The organism is Actinopolymorpha sp. NPDC004070, assembly GCF_040610475.1.
Lineage (GTDB): Bacteria > Actinomycetota > Actinomycetes > Propionibacteriales > Actinopolymorphaceae > Actinopolymorpha.
In genome coordinates, this window is record NZ_JBEXMJ010000013.1 from 160096 (window position 1) to 176803 (window position 16708).

General features: G+C 71.7%; 16 protein-coding genes. 5 read left to right on the forward strand and 11 right to left on the reverse strand.

Features of this window, described 5'->3' with window-relative positions; genetic code table 11:
• Positions 1 to 7: 7 nt before the first annotated feature.
• Complete coding sequence (locus ABZV93_RS23185; protein ID WP_354939540.1) at positions 8 to 2017, reverse strand: hypothetical protein; 2010 nt, start codon at positions 2015 to 2017, stop codon at positions 8 to 10.
• Positions 2018 to 2317: 300 nt separating this feature from the next.
• On the opposite strand from ABZV93_RS23185, the gene nucS reads away from it, so the two are divergent.
• Complete coding sequence (nucS, locus tag ABZV93_RS23190; protein ID WP_354939542.1) at positions 2318 to 2995, forward strand: endonuclease NucS; 678 nt, start codon at positions 2318 to 2320, stop codon at positions 2993 to 2995.
• On the opposite strand, the gene ABZV93_RS23195 is transcribed toward nucS, so the two are convergent.
• A complete protein-coding gene (locus ABZV93_RS23195) occupies positions 2947 to 3975 on the reverse strand; it encodes a helix-turn-helix domain-containing protein (protein WP_354939544.1) in 1029 nt (342 codons plus the stop codon). The genes nucS and ABZV93_RS23195 overlap by 49 nt on opposite strands.
• A gap of 105 nt (positions 3976 to 4080) precedes the next feature.
• On the opposite strand from ABZV93_RS23195, the gene ABZV93_RS23200 reads away from it, so the two are divergent.
• Together ABZV93_RS23200 and ABZV93_RS23205 are read left to right on the forward strand one after the other, a co-directional pair.
• The gene (locus ABZV93_RS23200; RefSeq protein WP_354939545.1) at positions 4081 to 4935 is read left to right on the forward strand and encodes a phytanoyl-CoA dioxygenase family protein; all 855 of its coding nucleotides are present in this window, start codon (positions 4081 to 4083) and stop codon (positions 4933 to 4935) included.
• Between the two features lie 97 nt (positions 4936 to 5032).
• Positions 5033 to 6043 carry an FAD-dependent oxidoreductase gene (locus ABZV93_RS23205; RefSeq protein WP_354939547.1) on the forward strand — a complete coding sequence of 337 codons (1011 nt, stop codon included), beginning with the start codon at positions 5033 to 5035 and terminating at the stop codon, positions 6041 to 6043.
• A gap of 13 nt (positions 6044 to 6056) precedes the next feature.
• On the opposite strand, the gene ABZV93_RS23210 is transcribed toward ABZV93_RS23205, so the two are convergent.
• The 4 genes from ABZV93_RS23210 to ABZV93_RS23225 form a co-directional block, all read right to left on the reverse strand.
• Complete coding sequence (locus tag ABZV93_RS23210) at positions 6057 to 6782, reverse strand: GNAT family N-acetyltransferase (protein ID WP_354939549.1); 726 nt, start codon at positions 6780 to 6782, stop codon at positions 6057 to 6059.
• Between the two features lie 85 nt (positions 6783 to 6867).
• A complete protein-coding gene (locus ABZV93_RS23215; RefSeq protein WP_354939551.1) occupies positions 6868 to 7137 on the reverse strand; it encodes a UBP-type zinc finger domain-containing protein in 270 nt (89 codons plus the stop codon).
• Complete coding sequence (locus tag ABZV93_RS23220) at positions 7134 to 8708, reverse strand: Na+/H+ antiporter (protein WP_354939553.1); 1575 nt, start codon at positions 8706 to 8708, stop codon at positions 7134 to 7136. Before ABZV93_RS23220 ends, ABZV93_RS23215 begins: the two co-directional genes overlap by 4 nt.
• A gap of 55 nt (positions 8709 to 8763) precedes the next feature.
• Positions 8764 to 9633: a 3-hydroxyacyl-CoA dehydrogenase family protein gene (locus ABZV93_RS23225; protein ID WP_354939555.1), complete on the reverse strand. Its 870-nt coding sequence runs from the start codon at positions 9631 to 9633 to the stop codon at positions 8764 to 8766.
• A 96-nt stretch (positions 9634 to 9729) separates the two neighbouring features.
• On the opposite strand from ABZV93_RS23225, the gene murA (ABZV93_RS23230) reads away from it, so the two are divergent.
• Positions 9730 to 11052, forward strand: a complete 1323-nt coding sequence (murA, locus tag ABZV93_RS23230; protein ID WP_354939557.1) for a UDP-N-acetylglucosamine 1-carboxyvinyltransferase — start codon at positions 9730 to 9732, stop codon at positions 11050 to 11052.
• A 31-nt stretch (positions 11053 to 11083) separates the two neighbouring features.
• On the opposite strand, the gene murA (ABZV93_RS23235) is transcribed toward murA (ABZV93_RS23230), so the two are convergent.
• A complete protein-coding gene (gene murA, locus ABZV93_RS23235) occupies positions 11084 to 12364 on the reverse strand; it encodes a UDP-N-acetylglucosamine 1-carboxyvinyltransferase (protein WP_354939559.1) in 1281 nt (426 codons plus the stop codon).
• 148 nt (positions 12365 to 12512) lie between these two features.
• Here murA (ABZV93_RS23235) and ABZV93_RS23240 point away from each other — a divergent pair, with 148 nt between their 5' ends.
• Complete coding sequence (locus tag ABZV93_RS23240; RefSeq protein ID WP_354939561.1) at positions 12513 to 13109, forward strand: cob(I)yrinic acid a,c-diamide adenosyltransferase; 597 nt, start codon at positions 12513 to 12515, stop codon at positions 13107 to 13109.
• 34 nt (positions 13110 to 13143) lie between these two features.
• Here ABZV93_RS23240 and ABZV93_RS23245 read toward each other — a convergent pair whose 3' ends face one another.
• From ABZV93_RS23245 to ABZV93_RS23260, 4 genes are all read right to left on the reverse strand, one after another.
• On the reverse strand, positions 13144 to 13581 hold the full coding sequence (locus ABZV93_RS23245) for a DUF2550 domain-containing protein (protein WP_354939563.1): 438 nt from the start codon (positions 13579 to 13581) through the stop codon (positions 13144 to 13146).
• Positions 13582 to 13717: 136 nt separating this feature from the next.
• Positions 13718 to 14110: a F0F1 ATP synthase subunit epsilon gene (locus ABZV93_RS23250; RefSeq protein WP_354939565.1), complete on the reverse strand. Its 393-nt coding sequence runs from the start codon at positions 14108 to 14110 to the stop codon at positions 13718 to 13720.
• Positions 14111 to 14331: 221 nt separating this feature from the next.
• Entirely contained in the window at positions 14332 to 15789 is a 1458-nt protein-coding gene (gene atpD / locus ABZV93_RS23255; protein ID WP_354939567.1) for a F0F1 ATP synthase subunit beta, read from the reverse strand.
• A 5-nt stretch (positions 15790 to 15794) separates the two neighbouring features.
• Entirely contained in the window at positions 15795 to 16706 is a 912-nt protein-coding gene (locus ABZV93_RS23260; protein ID WP_354939569.1) for a F0F1 ATP synthase subunit gamma, read from the reverse strand.
• Between the last annotated feature and the right edge of the window lie 2 nt (positions 16707 to 16708).

Here is a 16708-nt window from a genome sequence, read left to right on the forward strand (position 1 = left end):
TGCAGGGCTAGTGCAGCCCGTACGCCCGGACCGAGGTCATCGTCAGCTCGTTGCCCTGGTCGTCCTCGGCCAGCGTCCGGATCGAGACGAAGCGGCCGGGCAGGTTCGGCTGGTTCACCCGCGCCGACCAGCGACCGGGTCCCGCCTGCGTCGTCGGCACCCGCGTCCAGGTGTGCCCGTCGTCGTACGACACCCACAGCAGCGTCCGGGTCACGGTCCTGGTCACGTCGGGGCTCGTCGTCACCAGGTTCAGCGTGAACGGCTGCCCGGCGCGCGCCCGCCCGTGCAGGTCGAACGTCCCGACCACGACCGTGTTCAGCAGCGGGATCGGCGCGGCGTAGCCCGCCGGCGCGGCCGAGGTGAACTGCCAGTGGCCGGTCACCGTCGTGGCGTACCTCAACCACGGCACGTGCTGGCCGGCGCGGAGGTCCAGCGTGTACGACGTGCGCGCCTTGGGCTGGACGCCGGCGTTCAGGGTGAACGGGTCGGTCGAGGTGGCCACCACCGCACCCGCGCGGCGGAGCGTACTGGTGGCGGTGATGCCGGTCGGGTCGTTGACGATGAGCGTCCCGTCGCGCAGGGACGGTGACAGCGCCGCCATCGAGAAGTTCATCACGCCGTCGCCCTGCCGGTACCCCTCCACCTGGGGCCGGAACGCCGCCGGGCTGAACGTGTGCCGGACCCGCTGGCCGGCCGCGTAGCGGAGCGGGTGGCGGACCTCGCTGTACCAGACCTGGGTGGGAGTGCTCCGGGCGTCGAAGTTGTCCGACCACGCCAGCGGCCTGCCGGCGTACTGCGGGGAGAACAGGTGCGTGCGCCGGGCCGGCAGCGGCACGTCGAAGTGCCACCCCAGCCCGATCATGGAGTCGCCGGGCAGTTCGGCCTCGCGGAACCACACGCCGTTGATGTTCAGTCCCGTTCCCGGAGCCGCGAACGCCGCGTCGTAACGGGTCAGGGCCGAGTCGTGCACCACGTACGCCGGGTTGGCCGGCACGCGGCCCTGCCGCCCGAGCAGCAGGTCGTAGGTGACCGAGCCGGCAGTCATGGAGCGGAACACGGTGAAGTCGTACGTCCTGCCGGTGACACTCGGGGTGGCCCGGGCGTAGAGCTGGTTGCGCACGTCACCCTGCAGGGTCAGCAGCGTGGTGAACGGGCCGCCGGCGACGGTTTCCACCAGGCCGAAGGTCGTCACCACGGTAGACGGAGAGGCCGCGTCGACCCGGGTGGTGATCAGGTGTGCCTGCCGCGCGTCCAGGGTCACGGTGGTGTTGGCACCGACACTGATCCGCGGGGCCGACAACAGCGTGTGGCTCGTCGGCGAGGAACCCTGGTCGGTGGACAGGATCCCGCTGAACGCGTAGGCGCCGGGCGTCAGCTGCGCCACCAGGCCGGCCGCGGATCCGGTCAGATCCGTCAGTTCGCCGGTGTCGAGGTTGGCGACCACGGTGGGCGATGGCTGCAACCGGCCGGGGTCGGTCACCAGCCTGCCCGCGCGGTCGATCACGCGGAGGGTAAGGGTGTACGCCGCCTCGTCCACCTGTGCGGCACCGAGCCCCGCGCCCCTCGCGGCGACCCCGTCGGCCCGCCCCGGCACGTCCAGCCAGACGTGGCTCGGCGTACCGGCGAGCCAACACCAGGTCCTCCCGGCCGCGGCCTTGGGTTCGGTGACGGCACGCCCTCTCAGACGGGGCACGGCTCTGCCGGGACGAAGCGCGCCCGGGATCCACGAGCGCACGGAGGCGGAGGCCTTCGAGTGGGCGAGGACCAGCGGCAGGTGGCCGGTCTTCTCGTCGTCGAGCCCTGAGCGCACCAGCCCGGCGACCTCGAACAACCGCGGGTCCAGCCGTCCGGCCGCCACCAGCGGCGCCGCGTCGGCCGGAACGACGTTCAGCTCGCGTCCGTGCCGGCGGATGCCGAACGTCATTCCGCGGCGGCCCGTCCCCGGAATCGGGGTGGCGGCGGAGACGCCGTCGCTTCTGGTGGTGACGCGCACCCGGTCGCCGGTGACCAGGGTCACCGTGGCGACCTTCGCCTGCTGGGCGCCTCGCCCTGCCTGGGCTCCTGGCGCCGACGCCGACGCACCGGACGTTCCCGGTGCGGCCGCTGTCGTGAAGGTCGAGAAGGCCGTAAGAGCGACTGTGGTCAGGGCAAGCAGAACCGTTCGCAGCCGACGCATCGATACACCCCCGTGTCAGCGCCACACCCGGCAAACGGTGCGGCGATGCCGAAAGCATTCCACCCGAGATGCGCGTTCGATGCGCCATCACGTACGCACATCCGGCAATCGGCGACAGTGGATGCCCTAGGGTGAGGCGTCGTGCGCCTCGTCATCGCCTCGTGCCAGGTCGACTACGTCGGCCGGCTCACCGCCCACCTGCCCCGCGCGAACCGCCTCATCCTGGTGAAGGCCGACGGTTCGGTGTCCATCCACAACGACGACCGGGCGTACAAGCCGCTCAACTGGATGAGTCCGCCGTGCAAGCTCGTCGAGCAGCCGGCCAGTGAGTGCGAGCCGGCCCGGTGGACGGTCACCGGCAAGGACGGCGGCCAGCTGGTGATCACCTTGGACGAGGTGCTGCACGACTCCAGCCACGAGCTCGGCGCCGACCCCGGACTGCGCAAGGACGGCGTGGAGGCGCACCTGCAGGAGCTTCTCGCCGACCATCCCGCCACGCTCGGGGAGGGTCTCACGCTCGTACGCCGGGAGTACCCCACCGCGATCGGTCCGGTCGACCTGCTCTGTCGCGACGCCGCCGGTGCGGCCATCGCGGTCGAGGTCAAGCGGCGCGGTGAGATCGACGGCGTCGAGCAGCTCACCCGTTACCTCGAACTCCTCAACCGCGACCCGCTGCTCGCGCCGGTGCGCGGGGTCTTCGCCGCGCAGGAGATCAAGCCGCAGGCCCGGGTCCTCGCGGGCGACCGGGGCATCGAGTGCGTGACGGTCGACTACGACGTGCTCCGCGGACTCGACGACCCGACCGCACGGCTGTTCTGACGGTAGCCACCCGGCGGTACGCCGAACCGCTCCCGGAACACCCGGCTGAAGTGGAACGCGCTGACGAACCCCGACGCCGCGGCCACGCTGCCGATCGGCAGGTCCGTCGCCTCCAGCAGCCGCGCCGCGTGCCGCATCCGGGCGTCCCGCAGTGCCCGCATCGGCGTACGCCCGGTCTGCGCGGAGAACAGATGCGCCAGCCGCGACGGCGACAACGCGACCCGTGCGGCCAACGACGCGACGGTGTGCGGCGCGGCCGGGTCAGCGGCCAGCAGCGCCTCGACCCGGCGTACCCGCGGATCGACGTTCTCCTCCGACCTCGGGCCGGCCGCGGGGCCGGTGCGCGCCGCGGCCACTGCCGCGGTCGTGAGCACCAGCACCTCCTCCACCCCGCCGAGGGCGAGTTCGCGGGCGGCCACTCCGGTCGCCGCGGCGGGTACGACGTCACGGCGGCGCGAGCTCACCGGGTCCGGCGGCGGGCCCTCGCCCGACCACCGGGCGTCCGCGTGCAGCCGCCGGAACGCCGCCTCCACCCGGCCGCGGACGAACTCCGGAACGCCCGCCACGCGGTAGAGCCGCTCGCCCACCTGGTACGGCGCCAGCCAGCCGTGCCAGCCCGCGCGGGCCGGGCAGTGCACCCACCAGAACGACCAGCCGGCCGCGCCCGGCGCCACCGCGTAGTCGTGCGCGAGTTCGGGTCCGAGCGCCACCAGCTCGCCGGGTTCGGCGGGGACGGTCACCCCGCCCTGCCGGAATCGCCCACCTCCGGCCAGGGTCCAGGCGAACAGCCAGCTCGGCGCGCCCCGCGCCCGGTGCACGGCGTAGCCGGCGCCGACGTCGAAGCGCGCGGCGACCACCAGCTCCGCCGGAGGTGCGGGCGTCCCCTCCCCGTCGCCGCTCCCGACGTCGCCACCCGGGTCACCGCCCGGGCTCTCACCTGTCGGCCCGGCAGCAGGATCAGGCAGGTCGGCAGCGGTCACGGGCATCCCCACCCGCCTGGTCGCGCCGTACCGTCAGGTGTCACAGGCAGTCGCATCAGGTACGACCGTACTCACGCACGCCCTGAGCCGAGGAGGCCCTCCACCATGACGGACGTCCGCACCAGCGCTCCCGCCGCGCCCGCGCGCGAGCGAGAAGGCGTCCCCGTCGCCGCCGCGGCCCGGCAGTTCGCCGAGGACGGTTTCACCATCATCCGGTCGCTGTTCTCGCCCGCGGAGATCGCCGAGATCCAGGACGAGTTCACCGCGCTGCACGCGCGCGGCCCGGTCCCCGGCCACTTCGAGCCGCGGCCGCAGGAGCCCGGCGGGCCGGTGGACGTGCTGCGGGAGTACCCCCGGGTGATGCACCCGCACAAGATCAGCGCGGTCGCCCGGCAGTACCTCCTCGACACCCGGCTGCGGATGATCCTCACCTACCTCCTCGACGAGGAACCGATCGCCGCGCAGAGCATGTTCTACTTCAAGCCGCCGGGCGCGCGCGGGCAGGCGCTGCACCAGGACAACTTCTACCTGCGCGTCGAGCCGGGAACCTGCGTGGCGGCGTGGGTCGCCTGCGACGTGATCGACCGGGACAACGGCGGGCTGGAGGTCGTACCCGGCACGCACAGGATGGACGTGTTCTGCCCCGAGGACGCCGACCCCGAGGTGTCGTTCACCAAGGAGTACGTCCCGCCGCCGCCCGGCCTCGCCCCCGTGCCGGTCGACCTGCAGCCGGGCGACGTGCTGTTCTTCAACGGCAGCCTGGTGCACGGCTCGGGACCGAACACCACCACCGACCGGTTCCGGCGTTCGTTCATCTGCCACTACGTCGGCCGGGACTCCTGCGAGCGGATCTCGCCGTGGTACGCCACGCTCACCATGGACGGCGACCCGGTGGAACTCCCGGAGAGTCTCGGCGGCGGTCCCTGCGGCACCGAGACCGACGCCACCGGCCCGCATTAGGGCGTGCCCAGGGTCTGTCCTTGGCCGCACCAGCCGCACTGACCGGCTCGTACCAAGGCACTTCGCAACCTGCTCCGGGTCCGGCATCATCGCTGACATGGTGACCGAGCCGGTGACAGAGCGTGCGACCGGTCCGTCCCCGGCCGCCGGCCCGGGCACCCGGGGACACCGGGTACTGGTGGTCGGCGCCGGAGTGGTGGGGCTGACCTGCGCGGTGGTGCTCGCCGAGGACGGGTTCGAGGTCAACGTCGTGGCGCGTGACCTGCCGCCGGAGACGACCTCCGCGGTCGCCGCCGCGCTGTGGTTGCCCTACCGCGCGCTTCCCGAGGACCGGGTGACGGAGTGGGCGGCCACGTCGTACGACAGGTTCGCCCGGATGGCGCGCGAGGACGAGTCGGCCGGCGTCGACCTGGTTCCCGGCGCCGAACTGGTCCGTACGCCGGACGGCGGCGCGCCCTGGTGGGCCGCGGCGGCGCCGGGCCTGCGCCCGCTGGCCGACCCGCCCGCCGGGTACGCCGGCGGCTGGGAGTTCGAGGCGCCCGTGGTGGACACCGGCAGCTATCTGCCCTGGCTGGTCGCCCGGCTGACCGCACTCGGCGGCACGCTCACCCGGCAGGCACTGCCCGCCCTCCCCGACAACGCCCCGATCCTGGTCAACTGCACCGGGCTGGCCGCCCGCGCCCTCGCCCGGGACCGCTCGGTGACTCCGGTCCGCGGTCAGATCGTCGTCCTGGACCAGGTAGGGGTCACCCGCTGGTGGGCCGACGACACCGAGCCCGAGCGCCCGCTGTACGTCGTACCCCGGCGGAGTTCGGTGGTCGTGGGCGGCACCGCCGAACCCGGCGACTGGGACACCCGGCCCCGTCCGGAGACCACCCGGGACCTGCTCGCGGCCGCCGCCCGGCTGGAGCCGGCGCTGGCCGGCGCGCGGGTGCTCCGCGAACGCGTCGGGCTGCGGCCGGCCCGCCCGAGCGTGCGGGTGGAGGCGCGGGCGAGCGACCCCGGCCGGCTGGTGGTGCACTGCTACGGCCACGGCGGCTCCGGCGTCACCGTTTCGTGGGGCTGCGCGGCCGAGGTCGCCGGACTGGTCCGCGCCCACGTCGGCTGACCGCTCCGCCTCACTACTCCGGGCGCAGCAGGACGTGGGTGTCCACCGGGCGGAACCCGATCCGGCCGTACATCCGGTGCCGGTGCGGCTCCGCGGTGAGCCACACCGCACGCGGCTGCAGGCCGAGGGCGTACCTCGCCGCGGCCGCCGAGATCGCCGAGCCGATCCCCCGGTCGCGCCACTCGGGCAGGACGCCGACCCCCGAGACGTACGCCGTACCGGCCAGTTCCCGGACCTGCGCACAGGCGACGGCCGCCCCGTCGACCCGGCCGACCAGCAGGTGGAAGGTGGGCGAGGCCAGCACACCGGGGGTCACCAGAGGGGCGAGCTCCACGCCGTAGACACCGAGGAACTCCTCCGCACTGTCCGGCGCGCCCACCGTGAGGCCGGCGACCGGGGCCGCCGCCGCGAGCCGGGCCACGCTGCCCAGGACCAGGGCCGGAAGCTCCAGCCACGGCCGGAACCCGCGCCGGATGAACTCCGGCTGGGCGGCGTACCTCGTCCGGGTGGTCACCACCCACTGCCCACGCGTCGCCGCGTGCGCGTCCAGCCACTCGGTCGCCTGGTCCAGCGCGGACGCCGACACCGGCCCCATGGCCTTCGCCTGGGTCGCCCACGGCTGGTCGATCGGGTGGCTCACGCACGGGATGCCGGCCACCACGGCACTGGCGCCGCTGTCGGCGGGCACGTCCGCCCGGGCCGCCTCCGCGCGGGCCAGCAGATCGGCGAGGTCGGTCATCGCCGGACCCGGGGTGATCGTATGAGTGCCACGCCTCACCCTAACGATCACGACCGCGGAGGTCCTCCCCGTTTACCGGTCGAGGTCAGCCGATCCGCTGGTCGACGTAACACCAGCGCCAGCCCTCGCCGCGCTCGAACGACCGGATCACCGGGTGCCCCGTCTGGTGGTAGTGCGCGGTCGCGTGCTGCCACTGGGAGGAGTCGCAGCAGCCGACGTGGCCGCAGGTCAGGCACAGCCGCAGATGCACCCAGTCGTCGGTGCCCTGCGCCAGGCAATCCTCGCAGCCCTGCGGCGTCTTCGGGGTCACGTCGCCGCTCGCCTGCGCCAGGTGCGTACAGGCCGGGCTGGTCATGAGTCGTCGTCCTCCTGTCGGCCGCGGGCCATCATCAGCTGTTCCAGGTCCAGCTCCCGCTCCACCTGGCGCAGCACCTCCTCCGGGATCCGCTTCTCGTCCCGGGCCTTGACGAAGACGCCGCGCTCGGCGTCCAGCATTCCCAGCCGCAGCCGGCGCATGGTCTCGGTGGGGGGTTCGCGGTCGGGGTCGCCGAGGCGTTCCCACACCTGGTTGGCGCGGATCTCGGCCGAGTCGCGCAGCCGGTCGACCACGTAGTCGGGGGCGTCGCCGCGGTCCTCGTCCAGCCTGGCGAGGGCCGCGCGCATGGCGTCCTGGCGTACTTCCGCCTCGGCCAGCAGGTCCTCGCGCGGGTCGTCCCGGCGGACACCGACCAGGCGGACCACCGCGGGCAACGTCAGCCCCTGCGCGACCAGCGTCACCAGAATGACCACGAAAGCGATGAACACCAGCAGTGCGCGTCCGGGGAACCGCAGCGGGAGGCTGAGCGCCGCCGCCAGCGTCACCACTCCGCGCATACCGGCCCAGGAGACCACCACGACGTCCGGCCACGGCGGATAGGCATGATGTGCCCGGTCCAGGCGCAGCATCGGAGGAAGGTACGCGCCGGGGAAAACCCACACGAACCTCCCGACCACGACGGTGGCGACCACGGCCACGGTCGCCGCGGTCACCTGTTGCCAACCCGACGACAGGGCCTCCACCACCGACCGCATCTGGAGCCCGACGAGGAGGAACAGCGTCCCTTCGAGCAGGAACTGCGTCACCTTCCACACCGCGTCGATCTGCACCCGTGCCGCCGGGTCGAACATGCGGTCTCGGCGGTGTCCGAGGTAGAGGCCGCAGGTCACCACCGCGACGATGCCGGAGGCGCCGATGTAGTTCGCGGGTACGAACGCCACGAACGGCGTGAGCAGCGAGATCGTGTTGTCCAGCAGCGCGTCCCGGGTGCGCTGGTGCAGCCATCGGGCGAGTACGGCGGTCAGCCCGCCGATCGCCAGCCCCCCGAACACCGACAGGCTGAGCTGGCCGACCGCGCCCGCCCACGTCACCGTCGTACCGAGGGCCGCCGACACCGCCACCCGCAGCGCCACCAGCGCGGTGGCGTCGTTGACCAGGCTCTCCCCCTCCAGGATCGTCACCACCTGGCGGGGAAGGCGCAGCCTGCGGGCGATCGCGGTGGCGGCCACCGCGTCCGGCGGCGCCACCACCGCACCCAGCGCGAACGCCGCCGCCAGCGGGATCGACGGGACGACGGCGTGCAGGACCACGCCGACGAGCGCGGCGATGAACAGCACGTGCCCGAACGCCAGCAGCACGATCGGGCTCAGATTGCTCCGGAACGCCGGGAGCGAGGTGCGGATCGCCGCGATGTAGAGCAGCAGCGGGAGGATGCCCTCGAGGATGAGGTCGGGCTCGAGGTGGATCTCGGGACCGATCGGGACGAAGGAGAGCGCCACGCCCGCGGCCACCAAAAGAATGGGGGCGAGCAGGCCGGTTCGCCGAGCCAGCCCGGAAACCAGCCCGACCACCGCCAGCAACAGAACTACGTCGAGCAGGCTCTCACGCACGTCACGAGACTAGCCCGGGTTACAAAACCAGCCCCGGCCGCCGCGACCTGCGCCTTCAGGGCTGGTCGTAGTCGTAGAAGCCTCGCCCGGACTTACGGCCCAGCTCACCGGCTTCGACCATCCGGGTCAGCAGCTCCGGCGGGAAGAACTTCGGGTCGGCCGTCTCGTCCCAGATGTTGCGGGTGGCGTGCCGCAGGACGTCCACGCCGGTCAGGTCGGTGGTGGCCAGCGGTCCCATCGCGTGCCCGAACCCCAGCTTGCAGGCGGTGTCGATGTCCTCGGCGGTCGCGACCCCGTCCTCTACCAGGCGCACCGCCTCCACCACCAGAGCGGAGATCAGCCGGGTGGTGACGAAGCCGGCGATGTCGCGGTTGACCACGACGCAGGTCTTGCCCACCGACTCGGCGAACTCCCGCGCGCGCTCCAGCGTCGCGTCGGAGGTGCGGTGGCCGCGTACCAGCTCACACAGGCCCATCATCGGCACCGGTGAGAAAAAGTGCGTGCCGACCACCGACTCCGGGCGGTTGGTGGCGGCGGCGATGCGGGTAATCGGGATCGCGGAGGTGTTGGTGGCCAGGACCGTGCCGTCAGGGCAGATCCGGTCCAGCTCGGCGAACACCTCCCGCTTGACGTCGAGGCGTTCGAACACCGCCTCCACCACGATGCCGGCCTTGGCGACCGCGGCCAGGTCGGTGGTCGTGGTGATCCGCTCGAGGATCGCCTCGACCCCTTCCTCGGGGAGCTTGCCCTTGCGGGCGAACGTCTCCAGCGACCGCCGGATGCCGGCCGTCCCGCGTTCGAGCGCCTCGTCGGCGACGTCGCGCAGGATGACCTGCCAACCGGCCGTGGCGGCCACCTGCGCAATCCCGGATCCCATCAATCCGGAACCGACGACCGCCACCGTGCGACTAATGAGTTCCGTCATGCAGGCACCTTACGAGAAGACGGCGGCCGACACGGTGAGCCGCTGCCGGCGCGAAGTCGCGGCGTACGACCACCAGGAGGGAGACGTGTGAGCGGTATGAAAGCAGACACCATGGAGGTGTCGGGCGGCACACCGCTGACCGGTGAGATTTCCGTACGCGGCGCCAAGAACCTCGTCCCCAAGGCGATGGTGGCGGCCGTGCTCGGCGACCAGCCGTCGACGCTGACCAACGTCCCCCGGATCAGCGACGTCACGATCGTCCGCGAGCTGTTGGAGCTGCACGGGGTGACCGTGCGCGACGGCGCCGACGGTCCGCACTCGCTGGTCCTCGACCCCTCCCGGGTCGAGCAGGCGACGATGGGCGACATCGAGGTGCACGCGGGATCGAGCCGGATTCCGATCCTGCTCTGCGGGCCGCTGCTGCACCGCATCGGGCACGCGTTCATCCCCGACCTGGGCGGGTGCCGGATCGGTGACCGGCCGATCAACTTCCACCTGGACGCGCTCCGGCAGTTCGGCGCGGTCGTGGACAAGCGGCCCGAGGGCCTGCAGATCACCGCGCCGGACGGCCTCACCGGCACCCAGCTCGAACTCCCCTACCCCAGCGTGGGCAGCACCGAGCAGGTGCTCCTCACCGCCGTCCGCGCCCAGGGGGTCACCGAGTTGCGCAACGCCGCCGTCGAGCCGGAGATCATCGATCTGATCTGCGTCCTGCAGAAGATGGGCGCGATCATCAACCTCGACACCGACCGGGTCATCCGCATCACCGGCGTACGCCGGCTCGGCGGCTACATCCACGAGGCGCTGCCGGACCGGATGGAGACCGCCTCGTGGGCCTGCGCGGCGCTGGCCACCGGCGGTGAGGTGTTCGTCCGCAACGCCCGCCAGGTCGACCTGATGACCTTCCTGAACGTCTACCGCCGGGCCGGCGGGGAGTTCATGGTCACCCACGAGGGCATCCGGTTCTGGCACCCGGGCGGCAAGCTCAACGCCGTCGCACTGGAGACCGACGTCCACCCCGGGTTCATGACCGACTGGCAGCAGCCGCTCGTGGTCGCGCTGACCCAGGCGACCGGGCTGTCGATCCTGCACGAGACGGTGTACGAGAACCGCCTGGGCTTCACCGAGGCGCTGGTCCGGCTGGGCGCGCAGATCCAGGCGTTCACCGACTGCCTGGGCGCCACGCCGTGCAGGTTCGGACGCCGCAACTACACCCACTCGGCGGTGATCTCCGGCCCCACGTCGCTGCGCGGGGCCGACCTCACCGTGCCCGACCTGCGGGGCGGCTTCTCGTACATGATCGCCGCGCTCACCGCGCAGGGCAGGTCGACGTTGCGCGGGATCGACATCTTCGCCCGGGGGTACGAGAACTTCCTGCCCAAGCTGGAGGGGCTCGGCGCCCAGGTGGAGGTCCACTGACCGGCACGCACCGGCCCGCGCCGCGGGCCGGTCAGCCGAGGTCGACGGTGTCCGGCTCGCGCAGCACCTCCGCGCCCAGGCCCTGCAGCACCTCCACCAGGCGGGGATAACCGCGGTCGAGGTGGTGTACGCCGGACACCAGCGTCTCCCCCTCCGCGACCAGCCCGGCCAGCAGCAGGCCCGCGCCCGCCCGGATGTCGGTCGCCTCCACGGGGGCGCCGGACAGCGCGGGACGTCCCCGGATCACCGCGTGGTGGCCGTCGGTGCGTACGTCCGCGCCCAGCCGGGCCAGCTCCTGGACGAACCGGAACCGCCCGTCGAAGAGGTTCTCGGTCACCATCGAGGTGCCCTCGCTGATCGCCGCCAGCGCCACCATCATCGCCTGCAGGTCGGTCGGGAACCCCGGGTACGGCAGCGTCACGACGTTGACCGCGCGCGGCCGCCCCTCCATCCCGACCGTGAAGCTCACCGGCCCGGTCCGCACCGACGCGCCGGCCCGGGTCAGCTTGTCCAGCACGATGTCCAGGTGGTCGGCCCGGGCGTCCCGGAGGGTGACTTCCCCGCCGGTCACGACGGCACCGATCGCCCAGGTGCCGGCCACCATCCGGTCCGGCACCACGGTGTGCTCGACCGCGGACAGGTCCGCCGGTCCTTCCACCTCCAGCGTGGAGGTGCCGATCCCGCCGATCTTCGCGCCCATCTTGGTGAGCATGTCGGCGATGTCGACGATCTCCGGCTCGCGGGCGGCGTTGTCGATCAACGTCGTACCGCGGGCCAGGGTGGCCGCCAGCAGGAGGTTCTCGGTGGCACCGACGCTCGGGAAGTCCAGCAGGATGGTCGCGCCGTGCAGCCCCGCCGGGGCCTCGGCCACCACGAAGCCGTGCTCCACACCGATCTGGGCACCCATGCGTTCCAGCCCGGACACGTGCATGCCCAGGCCGCGGGAGCCGATACTGTCACCGCCCGGCAACGCCACCTTCGCCCGGCCGGTGCGGGCCACCAGCGGGCCGAGCACCGTGATGGAGGCGCGGAGCCGGCGTACGAGGTCGTAGTCGGCCTCGTGGTGGATCGACTCGGGCACGTCGATGGTGAGCGTCCCGCTGTCGAACTTCGAGGTGTCGAGCTCACAGCCCATCCGTTTGAGCAGGGCACCCATGAACGTCACGTCCAGGATGTCGGGCACGTTGTGCAGGACCATACGACCCTGCGTGAGCAACGACGCCGCCATCAGTTTCAGCGCGCTGTTCTTGGCGCCGCTGACCGGCACCTCGCCCACGAGCCGGTTGCCACCGCGAATTCTCAGCCGTTCCACCCGTGCATGCTATGAGCCCGCGTCCTCACGCCGTGCGGCACACTCGTCGTTCGGGACGAGACCACCCGCCGAGGGTGAGGTGTCCCGGGACCCGCAGTCCTGACGGTCCTGCCAGTCCTGCCCCACGTAAAGGCCCTAGGCTGCGGACATGGTCAACCTCACTCGGATCTACACCCGCGCCGGAGACGGCGGGCGGACCCGGCTGGTCGACAACAGCCTGGTCACCAAGACCGACCGCCGGCTGGCGGCGTACGCCGACGTGGACGAGGCCAACGCGAGCATCGGCACCGCGCTCGCCCTCGGCGATCTGGCCGAGGACGTGGCGGCGGTCCTGGTGGAGGTGCAGAACGACCTCTTCGACCTGGGCGCCGACCTCGGCAACCCGGTCGACCCAGGCGCCGACCCCGGCGCGGCCCTGCGGATCACCCCGGAGTACGTCGAACGCCTCGAGGCGCACTGCGACGCCTTCAACGAGCGGATCGAGCCGCTGCGCTCCTTCGTGCTCCCCGGCGGGACACCCGGCGCCGCCCTGCTGCACACGGCCCGCACGGTGACCCGGCGGGCCGAACGCACCGCGTGGGCGGCCTGGGAGGAGCACGCGGACACGATGAACGCGGACACGATCAAGTACCTCAACCGGCTGTCGGACCTGCTGTTCATCCTGGCCCGGGTGGCCAATGCCGAGCGGGGAGACGTGCTGTGGCAGCCGGGCGGCGGGCGGGCCGACCAGGCGGGACGCTCCTAGCGCATCCGTCGGGGTCGGCCGGTCGACGGAAGCCTCAGAGCGGTGCGTGCCGGCGGCCCGGCGGGGCCGCCTCCAGCCACACCAGGAAGCCGGTCAGTGCGTCCTCGGCCATCGCCAGCTCGACCGTCCGGCCGGCCTGCTCACACTCGACCACCACGTGGCCGGCGTAGAGCCCGAGCGCCTCGTTGGCTGCCGGGTCGCGGCGGGCCTGCACGATCAGGTCGTTCCGGGAGAACGACCGACGGGGCCGCAAAGCGTAGGAGAAGACCGGAAACCACTCCACGGTGTCTCCGGCGTACCGGGCGACGCCGAGTGACCAGCCCTTGCCGTTGGCCTGCTTGTGCAACCTGAGGCTGGAGTCGAAAGTGCCGCCGCCGCGTTGCAGCAGGCGGCGGCGAAATGCCAGCCCGGCGAGACACAGGACGACGAGCACGAGGATCAGCCCGGCGAACTCGAGGATGATCTCGAGCATCATCTGCGCCCGCCGGGACAGTGGCGCCTTCGGGCAGGACGGCAGGCTGAAGGACGGCGGGCGGGCTCACGGGAGGGCGTGCGCGGCGCGGCCGCATGACCTGTCGCTGCTGCCACACCCACCCCCCGCCCAGCCGTCAGGAAGCCATCTCGACAGCGCGTACGCGGGCCTCGGCGCGGCGTACGTGTTCGAGAGCTTCCTGGTCGTTCTCGCCGGCCGATCGGGCCCGCTCGAGTTCCTGCCGCGCCGCCTCGAGATCGATCTCGTGGGACATCTCGGCGTATTCGGCAAGAATCGACACCCGGTCGTTCGCGACCGAGAGGAATCCGCCCTGGACCGCGGCGACGTAGATCTCCGACTCAGGCGTGCGTACCTCGACCACGCCGTCGACCAGGAGACCCAGGACCGGCGCGTGCCCGGGCAGGATCCCGATGTCACCTTCGGACGTACGGGCGATGACAGTCGTCGCCTCGCCCGACCAGACCGTGCGGTCCGGTGCGACCAGCTCGACGTGCAGGGGCTCTGCCACCGTGAATCCTCCTGGCCTGAATTCGGTCTCGCCTGAATTCGTTCTGGGGAGAATACCCGCTCCCGGGCATTCCACTTCCGGCTACCCCGCACCACCGAACCACTGCCCGACAAGAGCCGAGCATGTGCCGGATCGGTGCAGGTTCTGCCGACAGGGCCTCCCGGGCGGCCTGCGCCCGGGAGGCCCCGATCGTCACATCTGTACCGCGTACCGCGAGCCGGTCAGAGGCCCTTCTGGATCTCCGCCCACTTGCGCTCCACGTCGTCCAGCCCACCGACGGAGTAGAACGCCTGCTCACCCACGTGGTCGTACTCGCCGTCGCAGACCTTCTTGAAGGCCTCGATGGTCTCCTCCAGCGGGACGAACGATCCCTCGATGCCGGTGAACTGCGTGGCCGCGAAGGTGTTCTGGGACAGGAACCGCTGCAGCTTGCGCGCCCGGGCCACGGTGATCTTGTCTTCTTCGGGAAGCTCGTCGATACCGAGGATGGCGATGATGTCCTGAAGCTCGCGGTTGCGCTGCAGGATCTGCTTGACCCGGATGGCCGTGTCGTAGTGCTCCTGAGAGATGTAGCGCGGGTCCAGGATGCGCGACGTTGAGCTCAGCGGGTCGATGGCCGGGTAGATCGCCTGAGCGGCGAGGTCCCGGGAGAGCTCGGTGGTGGCGTCGAAGTGCGTGAACGCCGTCGCCGGAGCCGGGTCGGTGTAGTCGTCCGCCGGCACGTAGACCGCCTGCATCGAGGTGATCGAGTGCCCACGGGTGGAGGTGATCCGCTCCTGCAGCAGGCCCATCTCGTCGGCCAGCGTGGGCTGGTAACCCACCGCCGACGGCATCCGGCCGAGCAGGGTCGACACCTCCGCACCCGCCTGGGTGAAGCGGAAGATGTTGTCGATGAACAGCAGCACGTCCTGACGCTGCACGTCGCGGAAGTACTCCGCCATCGTCAGACCGGCCAGCGCGACCCGGAGCCGGGTGCCCGGCGGCTCGTCCATCTGGCCGTACACGAGCGCGGTGTCCTTGATGACGCCGCTCTCGTCGAACTCGAGGATGAGGTCGTTGCCCTCACGGGTGCGCTCGCCGACGCCCGCGAAGACGGAGGTGCCACCGAAGTTGCGGGCGACCCGGATGATCATCTCCTGGATGAGCACCGTCTTGCCCACACCCGCGCCACCGAACAGACCGATCTTTCCGCCCTGGACGTACGGCGTGAGCAGGTCGATCACCTTGATGCCGGTGACCAGCATCTCGGTCTTGCCCTCGAGCTGGTCGAACGGCGGGGCCTGCCGGTGGATCGGCCAGCGCTCGGTGATCTCGAGCGTCTCGCCCTCCTCGGCGTTCAGGCACTCACCGGCGACGTTCCAGACGTGTCCCTTGGCCACGTCGCCGACCGGCACCGTGATCGGGCCACCGGTGTCGCGCACGTCCTGGCCGCGCACCAGACCGTCGGTCGGCTGCAGCGAGATCGCCCGGACGATGTTCTCACCCAGGTGCTGCTGCACCTCGAACGTCAGGGTCTGGCGCTGGTCGCCGAGGGTGATCTCGGTCTTCAGCGCGTTGTAGATGTCGGGGATCGAGCCGGCGGGGAACTCGACGTCGACGACCGTGCCGATCACGCGTGCGACACGGCCGACGCCGGCAGCCGACTTCTCGGCGGTGTTCTCGCCAATCGTGGCAGTCATCTCTCTCACTCACTCCCAGCGCTTGACTCGGCGAGCGCGCTAGCGCCACCGACGATCTCGCTGATTTCTTGGGTGATCTCGGCCTGGCGGGCCTGGTTTGCTTCGCGGGTGAGCGTACGGATCAGCTCCTCCGCGTTGTCGGTGGCCGACTTCATCGCACGCTGGCGGGCCGCGAGCTCACTGGCCGCCGCCTGCAGCATGCAGTGGTAGATGCGGTTGTCGACGTAGCGCGGCAGCAACGCATCCAGCACCTCGGCGGCCGAGGGCTCGAACTCGTACAGCGGCAGCACATCCTCCTGCGCCGGGGGCTCCTCGCCCTCGACGACCTCCAGCGGCATCAGCCGGATGACCTCGGGCCGCTGCGTCATCATGCTGACGAACTGGGTGTAGACGATGTGGATCTCGTCCACGCCGCCCTCGTCGGAGCCGGCCAGGAACGCCTGGGTCAGCTCCTGGCCGACCGTGCGGGCGTCGTCGTAGCTCGGCCCGTCGGAGAAGCCCGTCCACTGCCCGGCGATCTCGCGGTTGCGGAAGCGGTAGAAGGCCACCGCCTTGCGACCACAGAGGTACGGAACGACTTCCTTGCCCTCGCCGCGCAGCAGCTCGGCGAGCCGCTCGCCCTCCCGCAGCACGCTGGAGGAGTACGCCCCGGCCAGGCCGCGGTCGCTGGAGATGACCAGCATGGCCGCCCGGCGCGGGTTCTCCCGCTCGGTGGTGATCGGGTGGTCGACGTGGGAGTACGTCGCCAGCGCGGAGACCGCGCGGGTGAGCTCCCGGGCGTACGGCGTGGCCGCCCGCGAGCGCTCCTGCGCACGGCGGATGCGGGACGCGGCGACCAGCTCCATCGCCCGGGTGCTCTTCTTGATCGTCGTCACCGCGCGGATGCGCTGACGATAGATGCGGATCTTGCCTGCCATGG